Genomic DNA, 14,736 nt, shown 5'->3' with positions numbered 1-14,736 from the left:
CCACCGCGTCCCTCAGGGGCGGGCGCGGGGTCCGGCGCGAGCCCGTAGGGTCGTGCCATGGCCCGACCGCACGCCGCCGCCATCGTCGAGGACGCCTGGCACCGCCGGGTCGACGCCGTGCTCCGCGGCCGGGGCTGGCAGACCCGGATCGTCGCGCACACCGGCTACGGCATGCAGGAGTGGGCCCGGGTGCTCGGCCGGGTGCTGCTCACGCGGCGCACCGCCTCCGGCCAGCGTGAGGACGCCGGCGCCTCGGCGGCGCAGCTGCGCTCCGCGGAGGAGGAGCGCCGGGGGTGGCGCGCGTTCATCACGGCCCCGGCGATGAACGTCCCCGTGACGATCGTCCTCGGCGGCAAGCGGATCCACACGCGCACCGACCGCAGCGGGTACGTCGACGTCAAGGTCAAGGACCACGGCCTGCCGGCCGGCTGGGCCGAGGCGACCATCACCTCGGTCGACGCCGAGTCGGTGCAGGCGGCCGTCATGCTGGTCGGACCCGAGCAGCGGTTCGGCCTGATCAGCGACATCGACGACACGGTCATCTCGACCTCCCTGCCGCGGCCGATGATCGCCGCGTGGAACACGTTCGTGAAGAGCGAGAACGCGCGCCACGTCGTGCCGGGCATGGCGACGATGTACCGCGAGCTGCTGGCCGCCTCGCCCGGTGCCCCGATGGTCTACGTCTCCACCGGAGCCTGGAACACCGCGCCGACCCTGACCCGGTTCCTGCGCCGGCACGGGTACCCGCCGGGCCCGCTCCTGCTCACCGACTGGGGCCCGACCAACACCGGCTGGTTCCGCAGCGGCCAGGACCACAAGCGGGCCTGCCTGCACCGCCTCGCGAACGAGTTCCCCGACATCCGCTGGGTGCTGGTCGGCGACGACGGGCAGCACGACCCGAAGATCTACGGCGACTTCGCCCGCCAGCGGCCCGACCGCGTCGAGGCCATCGCGATCCGCGAGCTGACGCCGTCGGAGCAGGTGCTGTCGCACGGCATACCGGTGTCGCTGGAGGAGCTCACCCCTGCGCGGGACCGGCACTCGAAGGACGTCCCGGTCTGCCGGGCCGGCGACGGGTACGGGCTGCTGCAGCTGCTGCGGGTGGCGCTGCGGACCCCGGCCGGTGACGGCGGCCTCTGACAGACTGGCGTCGTGCCGGAGCTGCCCGAGGTCCAGGCGCTCGTCGACTTCCTCGCCGAGCGGACTGCCGGGCTGGCCGTGACCGGGGTCGAGCTGGGGTCGTTCTCGGTGCTCAAGACGTTCGACCCGCCGCCGCAGGCGCTGGCCGGCGTGCCCGTCGACTCGGTCGCGCGCCACGGCAAGTTCGTCGACCTCGACTGCGACGGCATCCACCTGGTCTTCCACCTGGCGCGTGCCGGGTGGCTGCGCTGGTCCGACGCCGTGCCCAACACCGTCCTGCGTCCGGGCAAGTCGCCGATCGCGCTGCGCACGCGGTTCTCCGACGGCTCCGGCTTCGACCTCACCGAGGCGGGCACGAAGAAGCGGCTCGCGGCCTACCTCGTCCGCGACCCCCACGACGTCCCGGGCATCGCGACGCTCGGGCCCGACCCGCTCGCCGACGACTTCACCCGCGAGGCGTTCGGCGCGCTGCTCGCGGGACGGCGCGCCCAGGTCAAGGGGTTGCTGCGCGACCAGGGCTTCATCGCCGGCATCGGCAACGCCTACTCCGACGAGATCCTGCACGTCGCGAGGATGTCGCCGTTCGCGATGGCGTCCAGCCTCGACGACGAGGCCGTGGACCGGTTGTATGCCGCGATGCGCGAGACGCTGACGGGCGCGGTCGCCGCGGCGTCGGGCAAGCCGGCTGCCGAGCTCAAGGACGCCAAGCGGGCCGGCATGCGCGTGCACGGCCGCACCGGCGAGGCCTGTCCGGTGTGCGGCGACACGGTGCGCGAGGTGTCGTTCGCGGACTCCTCGCTCCAGTACTGCGCGACCTGCCAGACCGGCGGCAAGCCCTTGGCGGACCGCCGCATGTCCCGCCTGCTCAAGTAGCCGGGCCGCCGGCGCGTCCGGCCCTGGCCGGGATCACCCGGGGGTCACCCCTGGGTCAGCCCGAGCTCACCCCTGGAGCAGCAGGAGCGCCGAGTCGAGGAACGTCGCGGCGGTCTCGTCGTCGTGGAACCAGCGCAGGTACAGGCCCGTGGTGACCCGCTCCACCAGGGACCACTGCCCGACGCGCTCGGGGTCGGTCCCGGTCGCGGCCGCTGCCTGCCGGCAGAGCCCGGCATGCAGGGCGCGGGCGTCCGCGGCGGTGGGCGCAGCCAGCAGCTCACGACTGAAGTCGCGGAGCGCGACGCCGACGTCGTACTCGCGCTCGGTCACGATCCCGTCCGGGTCCACGAGCCGGTAGGCCGCCGTCGCTCCAGACGTCCCCGGCACCAGCAGCGCGTTGCCGGGGTGGGGGTCGCCGTGGCACAGGACCTCCCGAGCCCGGTCCCGCGTCGACGACAGGTGGGCGGCCAGCCGCCCCGCCTCCGCGAGGGCGGGCGCCCAGCGCTCGCGTTCCGCGGGCGACAGCACCCGCTCCGGCAGCGTGCGCAGGATCCCGGCCAGCTGGTCGGCCTTGGCGGTGGCCACGAGCCCGGGCCCGACCGGGAGCTCCCACGCCGTACGCCTCACCCAGCTCGAGGTCCCAGCGCGCGACGAGGTCCAGCAGCCGCTCCTCGAGCCGGTCGAGCACGGGGCCGGGGTCGGGGTGGTGTCGCAGCCCCACCCGCGCCGCGGAGACGACCCGCGTGACCGCTGCCTGCCGTCTGTGCTGCACGCGCGGCACGCTACCGGCGGGCGACCCTGCGGACGGGGGTGGTTTCATGGGCGCATGGACATTCCCCAGGTCTCCGTGCACGAGGTCCCCGACGACGCGGTCGTCCTCGACGTCCGTGAGCAGGACGAGTGGGACGCCGGTCATGCACCGGGCGCCGTGCACATCCCCCTCGGTGACCTCCCGTCGCGCCTCGACGCCCTCCCGGACACCGACGACGGCACGCTGGCCGTGGTCTGCCGCAGCGGCGGCCGCTCCTCGCGAGCCGTCGCCTGGCTCTCGCAGCAGGGCTTCGACGTCGCCAACGTCGAGGGCGGCATGAAGGCGTGGGAGGTCGCGGGCAAGCAGCTCGTGGCCGACCGCGCCCCCGCGACGGTGAAGTAGGCGGGCGGCACCGCCATGGCCTGGTTCGGGCGTCGACGCGACGAGGCCTCCGAGGCCGAGGACGCCGACGAGGACTCGGGCGCCCTCGACCTGTCGGCCGCGGGTGCCGGGCTCGTCGACGACGGCGAGTCCCTGCGCCCGGTCGTCGCGCCGCTCGGCGCCGAGGAGCGAAGCCGGATCGATGCAGCTCTGGCCGCCCTCGCGCAGGAGGGCGTCGACGTCGACGACCTGGGCTCCCTCTCCGCCGGCCTCGACGCGGCCTACCGGGCCTGGGAGCAGTCCCCCGAGGCGACGCGGCCGGACCACGCGGCCGTGGTCGAGCGGTTCGCCATCGGCATCGGCGAGCACCTGGAGCGCCACACCGACCTCGACTGGCAGGTGGTGACCGACGTGTTCGGCACCGACCTGGCGCTGACCGAGGGGTTCAAGGGGACGTTCGTGGTCGTCCCGCACAACCTCGTGGCAGGCCGCTGGATGCGCGGCGAGACCGGCTGGGTGCCGGCGGTCGTCGGCCACATGGTCCGGCGCCGCAACCGCCGCTGACCCGCCGCTGACCGGCCTCGCTGCCGGTCGTGCGGTGAGGCGGCGGAGGCGGTCCGGTCGTCCTTTCGGCGGAACCGCCCTGAGCCGCCCCGGGTGACTCTGGTCGGGTGGCACGCTCCGAGCGCCCACCGCGGCGCACCGGCACCGCGGCCGGCGGGATCGAGTACGTCGTCCTCGGCAGGGGGCCGAGGACGCTCGTGAACCTGCCCGGTGGGCCGGGCAGCGAGCTGCCCTCGGGCCTCATGGCCCGGATCACCGAGTCGAGGTTCCAGCCCTTCGTCCGCGCCGGGTACGCCGTGTGGACCCTCACCCGGCCCCGCGGCATGCCACCGGGGCACACGGTGTCCGACATGGCGGCCGACTGTGCGCAATTCGTGCAGGAGTACGTCGGGGCGCCGGTCGACCTGCTCCTGGGGGAGTCCTACGGCGGGATGATCGCGCTGCACGTCGCCGCGGAGCACCCGGAGGTCGCCCGCCGGGTGGTCCTCCTCGTGGCGGCCTCCACGGTCACCCGGGAGGGCACGGATGTCGACGTGCGGTGGGCCCGGGCGCGGGCCGAGGGCCGCCAGCCCGAGGCGGGGACCGTGTTCCTCGAGTACTTCCTGCGCGGGTCCCGTGCCGCACCGGTGCGGCGTGCCCTGGGGCCGCTGGCGGGCCGGCTGTTCGCCGGGTCGCAGGTCCCGCCGGGCGACCTGCTGGTCGAGGCGGACGCCGAGGCGTCGTTCGACGCGCGCCCGGTGCTGTCCCGCATCACCGCCCCGGTGCTGATGCTCTGCGGTGACCGTGACCGGTTCTTCTCCCGCGAGGCCGTGCTGCAGACCTGCGCGGCCATCCCCGACTGCACGCTCGTCTGGTACCGCGGCAAGGGCCACCTGCGGGCCGCGTCGGGTCGGCGTGTACCGCAGGACGTCCTCGGGTGGGTCCGGCAGCTGGATGCCGCGAGGCGGTGACGTCCGCGAAGCCAGGACCCCCGCCCCTCCCCCTGACGTCCGCGACCCCCTGTCGTCCGCGACCCCGTGACACGGGGGTCCGCGACACGATGGAGTCGTATCGCGAAATCTCGGGGGAACGCTAGAGATCCCCATACGCTGCGATCGTGGACCCGATCCGGAACCCGTACGCCCCTGGCGCGGGCCAGCGCCCGCCCGAGCTCGCCGGCCGTGACGAGCAGCTGCACGCCTTCGACGTCGTGCTCGAGCGGGTCGCGCGCGGCCGTCCCGAGCGCTCGGTGGTCCTCACCGGGCTGCGCGGCGTCGGCAAGACAGTGCTGCTCAACGCCCTGCGCTCCGCCGCCGTCCGGGCGAGCTGGGGCACCGGCAAGCTCGAGGCCCGCCCCGACCAGAGGCTGCGCCGCCCCCTGTCGGCGGCCCTGCACGTCGCCGTCCGCGAGCTCGGGCACCCCGCCGGCGAGGAGGTGGACCAGGTGCTCGGCGTCATCAAGGCGTTCGCCCAGCGCGACACCGCGCCGGGCGCCAAGCTGCGCGAGCGTTGGAACCCCGGCATCGACGCCCCCGCGGCGACCGGGCGCGCCGACTCCGGGGACATCGAGATCGACCTCGTCGAGCTGCTCACCGACGTGGGCGGGCTCGCCGCCGACGTCGGCCGCGGCGTCGCCGTCTTCATCGACGAGATGCAGGACCTCGGGCCCGAGGACGTCTCGGCCCTGTGCGCCGCGTGCCACGAGATCAGCCAGTCCGGCCTGCCGGTGATCGTGGTCGGGGCCGGGCTGCCGCACCTGCCGGCCGTGCTGTCGGCGAGCAAGTCCTACTCCGAGCGCCTCTTCCGGTACCAGCGCATCGACCGGCTCGACCGCGGCGCGGCCGACCTCGCCCTCGTCGCGCCCGCCGAGGACGAGGAGGCCGGGTTCACGCCCGAGGCCCTCGAGGCGATGTATGCCGCGACCGCCGGCTACCCGTACTTCATCCAGGCGTACGGCAAGGTCGCGTGGGACGTCGCGCCGCGCTCGCCGATCACGGTCGACGACGTCGCGGTCGCGGCACCCGAGGCGGAGGCAGAGCTCGCGGTCGGGTTCTTCGGGTCGCGCTACGAGCGGGCGACCCCGGCCGAGCGGGAGTACCTGCGGGCGATGGCGGATGCCGCCACGGCCGCGGTCGAGGCGGGCGGCGACCTCGACGACATCGAGTCCGTCGCCACCTCGGAGGTCGCGGCGGTCCTCGGGCGCAAACCGCAGTCGCTCTCCCCGGCCCGCGACGCGCTGCTGAAGAAGGGGCTGATCTACTCGGGCGAGCGCGGCCGGATCGCCTTCACCGTGCCGCACTTCGGCCGCTACCTGCGCACGACCGCCTGACCGTGCGCGGGGAACGACGGCTGCCCACCCGGACCCCCGAGTCGCGGGCCTTCGCCGAGCGCGTGGAGGTCGTGATGGGCCTGACCGCACGGCTCAACGCGCTGCGGTTCGACGACCTCGACGGCCGCCGGGCGCTGCTGGCCGAGATCTTCGGCGGCCCGGTCCCGGAGTCGCTCACCGTGCTGCCGCCGTTCCACTGCGACCACGGGCTCGGTGCCTCCTTCGGTGAGCGCGTCTTCATCAACCAGGGCTGCTACTTCCTGGACCTCGGCGGCATCACGATCGGCGACCGCGTCCTCATCGGCCCGCGCGTCACCCTGACCACGGCCGGCCACCCGGTCGAGCCGGCGGAGCGGTTCGACTTCATCACCTCCGCGCCGATCACGATCGAGGACGACGTGTGGATCGGCGCGGCCGCGACCATCTGCCCGGGCGTGACCATCGGCCGCGGCTCGGTCGTCGGTGCGGGCGCGGTGGTGGCGAAGGACGTGCCGCCGATGAGCGTCGTGACGGGTACCAGCGTGGTCGAGCGCCGGCGGCTGACGTCGCCCTGAGGCCGACGGAACTCGTCGGCGTCCAGGACGCCGAACGTCCGCGAACCCTCCTACCGTGACCCCATGACGCGGACGACGAAGGCGCCGGCCGTCGACCCGGGGGCACTGACGGTGAGGCCCCTCGACGCGGCGACCTGGCCGGCATACGCAGCGCTCATGGAGCGGCACAACGGGGTCTTCGGCGGGTGCTGGTGCACGTGGTTCCACACCATGGCCGCGGAGAAGACCCACGACGCGGACAGCAACCGTGCGCTCAAGGAGCGGCTGGTGCGCACCGGCCGCGCGCACGCCGCCGTCGTGCTCGACGGCGACGAGGCGGTGGCGTGGTGCCAGTACGGGCCGCCGTCGGAGCTGCCGAACATCTACCACCGCAAGGAGTACGAGGAGACGGGCGGACGCGAGCCCGACTACCGGATCACGTGCCTGTTCGTCGACAAGCGCTACCGGCGCTCCGGGGTCTCGGCCGTGGCCGTCCAGGGCGTGCTCGACCTCGTGGCCGCCGCGGGCGGTGGGGTCGTGGAGGCGTACCCGCACGCCAATCAGGGGAAGAAGGTCTCCGTGCTGTACAGCGGGACCCGCGCGCTGTTCGAGCGGGCCGGCTTCACCTACGACCGGCCCAAGGGCACGCGGAACTGCGTCATGAGCCGGGTGGTCGGCCCCGCCCGCTGACGGGCCGCCAGCCGGGCGGCGGGTCCTCCCCGACCCGTCCGTCCACCGCCTCGCGCAGGAGGTCGGCGTGGCCGGTGTGGCGGCCGTACTCCTCGACCATGTCGCACAGCAGCCGGCGCAGGTTGGCGTGCACCCCGGTGCCGGTCGCGGCGTGCACCTCCTGGTCCGGGCCGCCCTGCCGGAGGGCCGCCCCGACCCGCTCACGCGACCGGGCGACGGCGTCGTCCCAGTACGCGTACAGCTGCTCCGGCTCGTCCTGGTCGGCCGACGTGATCTCCCAGTCCGGGTCGTCGTCCCAGCCGTTGGCGTCCCACACCGCCGGCAGGGGCGACCCGTCGAGCTTGGTGTGGAACGCGTGGTCCTCCGCGACGGCCAGGTGCTTGAGCAGCCGGCCGATGGTCAGCGTCGACCGCCCGACCCGCTGGCCGAGCCCGGCGGTGTCGAGCTCGTCGGCCTTCCACCGGAAGGTCCACCTCAGCCGGTCGAGTGCCCCCAGCAGCGCCTCGGCCTCGGTCCCGGCCAGGGGTGGCTCCCAGGGCGTCTCGTCCGACCCGGGCACCGGGTCGGCGTGCGGGGTGCCGACGGATTCGGTCATCGGGTCTCCTCCGGGCTCGTGTCGTCCTGGCGGGTCTGCTCCTGCCGGGCTTCGAGCACGGCGAGGTCGCGCTCGGCGAACTGGCGGTGCCACCACTCCTCGTTGATGAGGATGTCGAGACACTGCGTGACGGGGAACCGCGACCCGGCCGGCGGCCAGCCCGTGCCCGTGAGCTCCGGGGTCTGCCCGGCCAGCTGCTCGTCGGTGAGGGTGGCGAGGTGTGCCGCGACCTCGCGGCTGCGGGTGAGGCGCAGCTCCAGCGCCTCGTCGAGCGACGGCCGGACCTCACGGTCGCGCGGCACGCCCGGGGTGTCGGGCATGGTGTCCCAGGGCAGCTCGAGCGGGTCCCACGGCGAGGGGTTGCCGAGGATGGCCCGGTGCAGCCACGAGCTCGTCGCGAAGGCCAGGTGGCGCAGCGTCTCGACGAACGACCACTCGCCGTCGACGCCCTCGTGCAGCAGGTCCGGGTCGACGGACCCCAGGCGCCGGGCCCGGTCGACGGTGTCGGCCCACAGGTCCTCCAGCAGCGCCCAGGCCTCGCGGTATCCGGCGGCGTCGGTGGGGCGCAGCCGGGTCCGCTCGGGGTGGCGGCGGTCCAGCTCGGCCGTGACGAGCGGGCCGATGTCGACGCCGTTGACCCGGACGTTCTCGAGCTCGCCGTTGATCTCGACGTCCTGCAGCTCCACGCCGCGCATCCTGACGTTCCGGAACGCGGTGTCCCGCACCTCCGCGTCGGCGAGGTCGACCATCTGCAGCCTCGCGCCGGTGAGGTCGACCCGGTCGAACCGCGCGCCGGTGAGGTCGACGTGCTCGAACGTCGCCCCCAGCAGCTGCTCGTCCCGGAACGCCCGGGCGACCTCGGTCATCGGCCGACCCGGGCGAGGAGCTCCAGCGACCGCTCGAGCACGAGCTTCGTGGCACCGGCGTCGTAGTCGGCCAGGGTGTTGTCGGCGAAGAGGTGGCCGTCGCCCGGGTACAGGAACAGCTCGACCTCAGCGTGGGCGTCCACGAACGGCCGCGCCGCCTCGAGGTCGCCCTCCTCGACGAAGAACGGGTCCGCGTCCATGGCGTGGATCTGCGCGGGCGTCCCCTCGGGCCAGACGCCGAACCAGGAGGGGTCGGCGAAGCCGTGGTAGAAGAGCCCGGCCAGCGCCCCGGGCCGCCCCTGCACCAGCTTCTGGGCGGCCATGCACCCGAGCGAGAAGCCTGCGTAGACCAGCTCGTGGGGCAGGTCCTGCACGGCGCGCACCCCGCGCTCGCGGACCTCCTCGAAGCCGACCTCCTGGCAGTACGCCTGCCCCGCCTCGATGGACTCGAAGGTACGGCCCTCGAACATGTCCGGCGTGCGGACGGTGTGACCCGCCTCGCGCAGCGCGTCGGCGAACGCGGCGACGCCTGAGGTGAGGCCCTGGATGTGGTGGAAGAGCACGATCTCGGTCATGGCGGACACGCTAGGACCCATTGCGGACGGTTCGCGTCCGCGTCGAGAATTCGTCGCGTGGATCCCGAAGCCGGCCCCACCGCCCGTGCCCTCATCACCCTCGAGCTCGTGCAGAGCTCGCCGGGCATCACGGCCGAGCGGATCGCCGAGCGCCTCGGGGTGACGCCGCGCGCGGCCCGGCGCTACGTCGCCACGCTGCGCGAGGCCGGCATACCCATCACCTCGGTGAGCGGTCCGGCCGGCGGGTACCGGCCCGGGCGAGGGCTGCGGCCGGCGCCGCTGGTCTTCACCCCGGCCGAGACGCTCGGCCTCGTGATGGCGGTGCTCGACGGCCACCACGACGCGGGCGACCCCTCGGACCCGGTCGGTGCCGCACTCGCCAAGATCTTGCGCACGCTGCCGGAATCCGTTGCGGCACAGGCGGAAGCGGTGCGACTTACGACCGCGCCGGCGCCGGACCGCGGCGCCGCCAGGCCGCAGCCCGAGACCACGGTGACCCTCGTGCGCGCGTGTGCCGACCACCGCCGCGTGCAGCTGGCGTACCGCACCGAGTCGGGCCGTGACCTGTCGCTCGAGGTCGAGCCGTGGGCCGTCGTCGTGCGGCACAGCCGCTGGTACCTGCTGTGCCACTCGGTCACCTCCGGTGCACCGCGCACCTACCGGGTCGACCGGGTGCTGGGGGTCGAGGAGCTCGACACGACGTTCGAGCCCCCGGCCGACCTCGACCCCGTGAGCGTCCTCGAGGAGCACCTCGGCGTCGGGTGGGAGTTCGAGGTGGAGGTCGTCGTCGACGCCCCGGCCGAGCGCGCCGCGCGGTGGCTGCCGCGCACGATGGGGCGCGTCGAGCCCGTGGACGAGCAGCGGTGCCGCCTGGTCGGGAGCACGAGCAACCCCGGTGGGTATGCCGCGGACCTGGCGCACCTGCCCGTGCCCTACCGGGTCGTCCGGGGCGAGGAGGTGCGGTCGGCGACCGCCGCGCTGGCCGAGCGCCTGCTCCAGGCGGCCGCACCGGACCGAGGGGCGGCCGCACCGGACTGACGGAGCGGACCGCCGGAGGGCGAGACGGATCAGCGCGCGGGCCCGGCCACCTCGAGGTCGAGCCACCGGGCCAGCTCCTCGACCTCGCGGTCCACCCGCTGCTCCAGCCCGGGGTCGAAGGTCACGTCGCGGTGCAGGGCGTCCACCCTCAGCACGCCGCGCTCGACGTCCGCCGTGCAGTCGAGCTTGCCGACGAACCGGTCGCCGTCGAGCACCGGCAGCGCCCAGTAGCCCCAGCGACGCCTCGCCACCGGCTTGTACATCTCCAGCTGGTACTCCCACCCGAACAGCTCGGCCAGCCGCCTGCGGTCGAACACGAGCCGGTCGAGCGGCGAGAGCAGCACCGTGCGTCCCTCGAACGGCTCGTCCACCCGGTCCAGCAGGTCCGGGTCCGCACGCCATGTCCCCCGCACCCCCTCGACGGCGACCTCCTCGCCGACCGGCCCCACGGCATACGTCTCGCCGGGCACCTCGGCCACGCGGGCGCGCGCGAGCCCCAGGGAGGCCAGCCGCCGGCGGGCCCGCTCCTCGAGCGCCTCGTCGAGGGGGACCACCCGGTCGTCGTCGGGGTGGACCCGCTCGGCGAGGTCCCACATCCGCTCGCGGCCCTCGCGGTGCGACACCGCGACCTCGCCGCGGCGCTCCATCAGGCTGACGAGCATCGTCACGTTGCGGTTGTTGTTCCACCCGCTCGACCGCCAGGGCCGCACGCAGGTGTCGGGCAGGTGCCGGACGGCAGTGGGCCCGCCTGATCGCAGCACGTCGAGGATGTCGAGCCGGCAGCCGTCGTTGTCCTCGACCCACTCCTGGAGCCGGACCTGCCACTCGGTGAGCGGCTCCGCCCCCGGCCACTGCGCCGTCTCCGCGCGGAAGAGGGCGAGGTCCTCCGCCGGCCGCAGCATGCCGTCGACCTCGATGACCTCGTGGGCGTCGAGCAGGTCGTCGAGGTCGTCGGGGTGGAACGCCCCACCCACCCGGCTCCAGCAGACGAGGTCGGCGCTCGGTGCCACCGCCGCCGTCAGGTCGACCTGGACCACGGTGAGGTGCCGCACCACGTCGAGCAGGTCGGTCGGCCGGGGTTCGGCGAGGAGCTGCGCGCGTACGGCGATGCGCCGGGCCTGCTCGCCGGTGAGCACCCGGGGCGACGGCCTGCCGTGCGCCACGTCAGGACTCCCGGATGCGCAGCAGCACCGAGGCCTCGTCGTCCACCTCGAGGTCCTCCGCCCGGCGCACGTGGTCGCGCAGCGGCAGGACGTACCCGCCGTCCTTGGGGAACAGCGACGTCGGCCAGGTCGTCCCGCCGATGCTCGCGGTCACCGGGATCATTCCCCAGCCGTAGCTCACGAACGACCACTCGTGCAGCTCACCGGCGACCCCCTCGGGCACCGTCACGAAGTGGTACGGCGACGGCCCCCGCCAGTACCAGACGGTCCCGCGGAACTCCCACTCGTCGTTCTCCGGCTGCTCCCGCACTGCCGTCCCCTCTCGCGCCGTGTCGCGCCATTGTGCCCGCACCAGTCCCACGGCGAGGCTCCCCGCGAACGTCGCGCCGGCGTGGTGACCTGAGGCATCCGTTCCCCGGAGACCCCAGGAGTCCCCGTGCCGCAGCTCGTCACCACCCTCACCGGTGCGTATGCCGACCTGGCCGCCGTCCACGCCGGCGCGGGCACCGACATGTTCGCGTTCGGGATCCCGCCGTGGGAGAAGGTGGCCCGCACCGTCCTGGTCTACGTCGCGATCCTGCTCATCATCCGGGTGGCGGGCAAGCGGCTCATGGCGCAGATGAACTCCCTCGACCTCGTGGTCGTCCTGCTGCTCTCGAACGTCGTGCAGAACGCGATCATCGGCAACGACAACTCGGTGACGGGCGGCGTGCTCGGGGCCGTGGTGCTCGTGGTGGTCAACACGCTGCTGGACCGCTGGGCCATGGTGAGCCCCCGTGTGTCCTGGCTGGTCGGCGGCCGTCCGACGGTGGTCGTCGCGGAGGGCGTGGCCGACCACCGCGCACTGCGCCGGCTCGGCATGACCGAGGCCGAGCTGCTCAACGCGCTGCAGCAGCAGGGAGCCGACGGGCTGCACGAGGTGCGGTCGGCCTCGATGGAGCCCGGCGGGACGCTGACGCTCCAGCTCGTGCCCGAGGCCCGGGACGCGACGGTCGCGGACCTGCGCCGGGCCGTCGACGCCCTCACCGCCAAGCTCGACACCCTCGGCGGCCCGGCCGGCCCGCGCGGCTGAACCACCCTCGACCCGGACCTTCCCCCCGAACCCGCAAGACAACGGTTGCCCGGCAAGACTCGGGATGTCGGCCCGCGGGAAGCCGCGCAACCGTTGTCTTGCGACGAGGCTGACCGGTCAGGCGGGGTCGGTGGCGTGTTCGGCCTCGAGGTCGAGGAGGTAGCGCTTGGCCGCCAGCCCACCGGCATACCCCGTCAGGGCTCCGGAGGACGCCACGACGCGGTGGCACGGCAGGACCACGCACAGGGGGTTCGAGCCGAGCGCGGCGCCCACGGCCCGTGCTGCGCTGGGCCGCTCGACCGCCCGGGCGAGCTCGCCGTAGGTCGCGCGGTGGCCGTAGCCGACGCTCTGCGCGAGCCGGGGCAGCACCACCCGCTGGAAGTCCGACGCCAGCGCCAGGTCGGTGCGCAGCGAGAACGCGTGCCGCCGCCCGGCGAGGAACTCCTCGAGCTCGCGGCGGGCCTCGTCCAGCTCGCGCGGCTGGCGCAGGATCCGCGGCGACACCCGCGCGCTGATCCGCGTCAGCACGCGGTCCTCGGTCACTGCGTCGGGCACGAACGACGAGGCCAGGAGGGCGCCGGAGTCGTTGCGCGCCAACAGCATCCGGCCGACGGCGGTGTCCTCGACGACGTAGGAGACGTCGGTGGGCGCGAGCCGCGGCGGCCGCACGTCGGGCCGGAACTCGGTGAGCAGGCGGGTGAGGTCCCTCAGGGTGGGGTCGGTCATGGCAGGTCCTTGCGCAGGGTGGCGAGCGCGTCGCTCACGAGCCGCCGGCTCATGGCTGGCGAGCAGCCGAGGGCGGCGGCGATGGTCGGGTGGTCGAGGTCGGCGACGTACTTGAGCACCACCGCCTCGCGCTGGCGCTCGGGCAGCGCGCCGACGCGGTGCCACAGGTCGGTGTCGGGCAGCGCCGCGTCCGCGGCGGCAGCGGTGGGCACCTCGCCCAACCGCCCGGGGTCGTCGTGGGGCACCGCGCGGCGGGCCCGGTGGCGGTGCGCGTCCATGGCACACCGGTGCGTGATCGTGAGCAGCCACCCGCGCAGGTTGGTGGTCGAGCGCAGCCGCGGGTATGCCGCGAGCGCCTGGGTCCACGCCTGCTGCGCCACGTCGTCGCCGTCCACGGGTCCGGCGAGCGCGTGCGCCAGCCGCGCGACGTCACGCCAGTGCGCGTCGACGAGGTGCTGGAAGGGAGGCAGGGTCACACCCATCGAACGCCGCACCTCCCGCACGTGTGAGCGCCACGGCGCCACCTCGGCGCCACGACCCGGTGGGCCCACTGTGCCAGCCGCCGTGTGGAAGCATGGTTGCGTGCCCGACGCCGTCGTCCCCGCGCAGCCCCCCGGCGACCGCGCCCGCACCCGCACCCCCCTCGTCGTCGCCCACCGCGGCAGCAGCTCGGCCGAGCCGGAGCACACGCTCAAGGCGTACACACGGGCGATCGACGAGGGCGCCGACGCGCTCGAGTGCGACGTCCGGCTGACCGCGGACTCCCACCTCGTGTGCGTGCACGACCGCAGGGTCAACCGCACCAGCAACGGGCGCGGCATCGTGTCCACCCTGGAGCTGGCCGAGCTCGAGGGCCTGGACTGGGGCTCCTGGAAGGCCCAGCACGGCGGCGAGGACGAGGTGCCCGACCGCAACCGCAACCAGCTGCTCACCCTGCGCGCCCTGCTGACGACGGTGACCCAGAGCGAGCGCCCCATCGGTCTGGCGATCGAGACCAAGCACCCGACGAGGTACGCCGGCCTGGTGGAGCGGCAGCTGGCGAAGGTGCTGGCCGAGTTCGGGCTCGACGGACCGCAGCGTCCCGGCCACCACTGGGTGCGCGTGATGTCGTTCTCCCAGATGGCGGTCCAGCGGATGCGCCAGCTGTGCCCCGACGTCGCGTCGGTCTACCTCGTCGAGGACTCGGTGCCGCTGCGGTTCCGCGACGGCTCCCTGCCGAGGGGCGTCCACACCGTCGGGCTCGACCTCAAGATCGTCCGGAAGTACCCCGAGACCGTGGGGCGACAGCACCGCCGCGGCCACGAGGTGTACGTGTGGACCGTGGACGAGCCGCAGGACGTCCAGCTGTGCATCGACCTCGGTGTGGACGCGATCATCACCAACCGCCCGAGCGCGGTCCTCGACGCTGTGCACGCCAGCAGGTAACCTCCGTCGCGTTCCCCAAGAACGGACAGAGCACGG

Annotated in this window: 19 protein-coding genes; 11 read left to right on the top strand and 8 right to left on the bottom strand. The window is 74.2% G+C overall.

Annotation, left to right across the window (positions count from 1 at the left end; all coding sequences use genetic code 11):
* Positions 1-57 precede the first annotated feature (57 nt).
* The gene (locus ACFUC1_RS04935; RefSeq protein ID WP_379117209.1) at positions 58-1,140 is read left to right on the top strand and encodes an App1 family protein; all 1,083 of its coding nucleotides are present in this window, start codon (positions 58-60) and stop codon (positions 1,138-1,140) included.
* 12 nt (positions 1,141-1,152) lie between these two features.
* On the top strand, positions 1,153-2,013 hold the full coding sequence (locus tag ACFUC1_RS04930; RefSeq protein ID WP_379117207.1) for an Fpg/Nei family DNA glycosylase: 861 nt from the start codon (positions 1,153-1,155) through the stop codon (positions 2,011-2,013).
* A 66-nt stretch (positions 2,014-2,079) separates the two neighbouring features.
* On the opposite strand, the gene ACFUC1_RS04925 is transcribed toward ACFUC1_RS04930, so the two are convergent.
* Positions 2,080-2,640, bottom strand: coding sequence for a phosphotransferase (locus ACFUC1_RS04925; RefSeq protein WP_379117205.1), 561 nt, complete (start codon positions 2,638-2,640; stop codon positions 2,080-2,082).
* Positions 2,641-2,839: 199 nt separating this feature from the next.
* On the opposite strand from ACFUC1_RS04925, the gene ACFUC1_RS04920 reads away from it, so the two are divergent.
* The 6 genes from ACFUC1_RS04920 to ACFUC1_RS04895 all read left to right on the top strand — a co-directional run bounded on the left by ACFUC1_RS04920 (position 2,840) and on the right by ACFUC1_RS04895 (position 7,240).
* On the top strand, positions 2,840-3,166 hold the full coding sequence (locus ACFUC1_RS04920; RefSeq protein ID WP_379117203.1) for a rhodanese-like domain-containing protein: 327 nt from the start codon (positions 2,840-2,842) through the stop codon (positions 3,164-3,166).
* Positions 3,167-3,181: 15 nt separating this feature from the next.
* On the top strand, positions 3,182-3,709 hold the full coding sequence (locus ACFUC1_RS04915) for a DUF3806 domain-containing protein (RefSeq protein ID WP_379117201.1): 528 nt from the start codon (positions 3,182-3,184) through the stop codon (positions 3,707-3,709).
* Between the two features lie 107 nt (positions 3,710-3,816).
* Positions 3,817-4,659, top strand: coding sequence for an alpha/beta fold hydrolase (locus ACFUC1_RS04910; RefSeq protein ID WP_379117198.1), 843 nt, complete (start codon positions 3,817-3,819; stop codon positions 4,657-4,659).
* Positions 4,660-4,805: 146 nt separating this feature from the next.
* Positions 4,806-6,017 carry an ATP-binding protein gene (locus ACFUC1_RS04905; protein WP_379117196.1) on the top strand — a complete coding sequence of 404 codons (1,212 nt, stop codon included), beginning with the start codon at positions 4,806-4,808 and terminating at the stop codon, positions 6,015-6,017.
* A gap of 2 nt (positions 6,018-6,019) precedes the next feature.
* Entirely contained in the window at positions 6,020-6,571 is a 552-nt protein-coding gene (locus ACFUC1_RS04900) for a sugar O-acetyltransferase (RefSeq protein ID WP_379117194.1), read from the top strand.
* 63 nt (positions 6,572-6,634) lie between these two features.
* Positions 6,635-7,240, top strand: a complete 606-nt coding sequence (locus ACFUC1_RS04895; protein WP_379117192.1) for a GNAT family N-acetyltransferase — start codon at positions 6,635-6,637, stop codon at positions 7,238-7,240.
* Here ACFUC1_RS04895 and ACFUC1_RS04890 read toward each other — a convergent pair.
* Genes ACFUC1_RS04890 through ACFUC1_RS04880 form a run of 3 tightly spaced genes read right to left on the bottom strand, consistent with a single transcriptional unit; the run spans position 7,209 to position 9,276 of the window.
* A complete protein-coding gene (locus tag ACFUC1_RS04890; protein ID WP_379117190.1) occupies positions 7,209-7,835 on the bottom strand; it encodes a DUF664 domain-containing protein in 627 nt (208 codons plus the stop codon). The two genes, ACFUC1_RS04895 and ACFUC1_RS04890, sit on opposite strands and share 32 nt — an antisense overlap.
* Positions 7,832-8,701: a DinB family protein gene (locus ACFUC1_RS04885; protein WP_379117188.1), complete on the bottom strand. Its 870-nt coding sequence runs from the start codon at positions 8,699-8,701 to the stop codon at positions 7,832-7,834. Before ACFUC1_RS04885 ends, ACFUC1_RS04890 begins: the two co-directional genes overlap by 4 nt.
* Positions 8,698-9,276 (bottom strand): dienelactone hydrolase family protein, encoded by a 579-nt coding sequence (locus ACFUC1_RS04880; RefSeq protein WP_379117186.1) that lies wholly within the window; start codon positions 9,274-9,276, stop codon positions 8,698-8,700. The genes ACFUC1_RS04885 and ACFUC1_RS04880 overlap by 4 nt, the downstream gene beginning before the upstream one ends.
* Before the next feature lie 57 nt (positions 9,277-9,333).
* On the opposite strand from ACFUC1_RS04880, the gene ACFUC1_RS04875 reads away from it, so the two are divergent.
* Positions 9,334-10,314 carry a helix-turn-helix transcriptional regulator gene (locus ACFUC1_RS04875; protein ID WP_379117184.1) on the top strand — a complete coding sequence of 327 codons (981 nt, stop codon included), beginning with the start codon at positions 9,334-9,336 and terminating at the stop codon, positions 10,312-10,314.
* A gap of 29 nt (positions 10,315-10,343) precedes the next feature.
* Here the strand turns inward: ACFUC1_RS04875 and ACFUC1_RS04870 are convergent, their stop codons facing one another.
* Positions 10,344-11,477: a DNA glycosylase AlkZ-like family protein gene (locus ACFUC1_RS04870; protein WP_379117182.1), complete on the bottom strand. Its 1,134-nt coding sequence runs from the start codon at positions 11,475-11,477 to the stop codon at positions 10,344-10,346.
* 1 nt (position 11,478) lies between these two features.
* The gene (locus ACFUC1_RS04865) at positions 11,479-11,787 is read right to left on the bottom strand and encodes a DUF1905 domain-containing protein (protein ID WP_379117180.1); all 309 of its coding nucleotides are present in this window, start codon (positions 11,785-11,787) and stop codon (positions 11,479-11,481) included.
* A gap of 126 nt (positions 11,788-11,913) precedes the next feature.
* On the opposite strand from ACFUC1_RS04865, the gene ACFUC1_RS04860 reads away from it, so the two are divergent.
* Complete coding sequence (locus ACFUC1_RS04860; protein ID WP_379117178.1) at positions 11,914-12,549, top strand: DUF421 domain-containing protein; 636 nt, start codon at positions 11,914-11,916, stop codon at positions 12,547-12,549.
* 117 nt (positions 12,550-12,666) lie between these two features.
* Here the strand turns inward: ACFUC1_RS04860 and ACFUC1_RS04855 are convergent, their stop codons facing one another.
* A complete protein-coding gene (locus ACFUC1_RS04855) occupies positions 12,667-13,275 on the bottom strand; it encodes a methylated-DNA--[protein]-cysteine S-methyltransferase (RefSeq protein WP_379117175.1) in 609 nt (202 codons plus the stop codon).
* Positions 13,272-13,757, bottom strand: coding sequence for an RNA polymerase sigma factor (locus ACFUC1_RS04850; RefSeq protein WP_379117172.1), 486 nt, complete (start codon positions 13,755-13,757; stop codon positions 13,272-13,274). The genes ACFUC1_RS04855 and ACFUC1_RS04850 overlap by 4 nt, the downstream gene beginning before the upstream one ends.
* 100 nt (positions 13,758-13,857) lie before the next feature.
* On the opposite strand from ACFUC1_RS04850, the gene ACFUC1_RS04845 reads away from it, so the two are divergent.
* The gene (locus ACFUC1_RS04845) at positions 13,858-14,700 is read left to right on the top strand and encodes a glycerophosphodiester phosphodiesterase family protein (RefSeq protein WP_379117170.1); all 843 of its coding nucleotides are present in this window, start codon (positions 13,858-13,860) and stop codon (positions 14,698-14,700) included.
* Positions 14,701-14,736 lie beyond the last annotated feature (36 nt).

The sequence above is a fragment of the Pedococcus sp. NPDC057267 genome (genome assembly GCF_042668795.1).
Taxonomy (GTDB): domain Bacteria; phylum Actinomycetota; class Actinomycetes; order Actinomycetales; family Dermatophilaceae; genus Pedococcus.
This window is presented reverse-complemented; position numbering and strand designations above follow the sequence as displayed.

Coding starts and splice junctions, on each gene's coding strand:
- ACFUC1_RS04880 (WP_379117186.1), bottom strand. CDS start 9,276: ATGACCGAGATCGTGCTCTTCCACCACATCCAGGGCCTCACCTCAGGC.
- ACFUC1_RS04895 (WP_379117192.1), top strand. CDS start 6,635: ATGACGCGGACGACGAAGGCGCCGGCCGTCGACCCGGGGGCACTGACG.
- ACFUC1_RS04850 (WP_379117172.1), bottom strand. CDS start 13,757: ATGGGTGTGACCCTGCCTCCCTTCCAGCACCTCGTCGACGCGCACTGG.
- ACFUC1_RS04920 (WP_379117203.1), top strand. CDS start 2,840: ATGGACATTCCCCAGGTCTCCGTGCACGAGGTCCCCGACGACGCGGTC.
- ACFUC1_RS04915 (WP_379117201.1), top strand. CDS start 3,182: ATGGCCTGGTTCGGGCGTCGACGCGACGAGGCCTCCGAGGCCGAGGAC.
- ACFUC1_RS04935 (WP_379117209.1), top strand. CDS start 58: ATGGCCCGACCGCACGCCGCCGCCATCGTCGAGGACGCCTGGCACCGC.
- ACFUC1_RS04890 (WP_379117190.1), bottom strand. CDS start 7,835: ATGACCGAATCCGTCGGCACCCCGCACGCCGACCCGGTGCCCGGGTCG.
- ACFUC1_RS04885 (WP_379117188.1), bottom strand. CDS start 8,701: ATGACCGAGGTCGCCCGGGCGTTCCGGGACGAGCAGCTGCTGGGGGCG.
- ACFUC1_RS04855 (WP_379117175.1), bottom strand. CDS start 13,275: ATGACCGACCCCACCCTGAGGGACCTCACCCGCCTGCTCACCGAGTTC.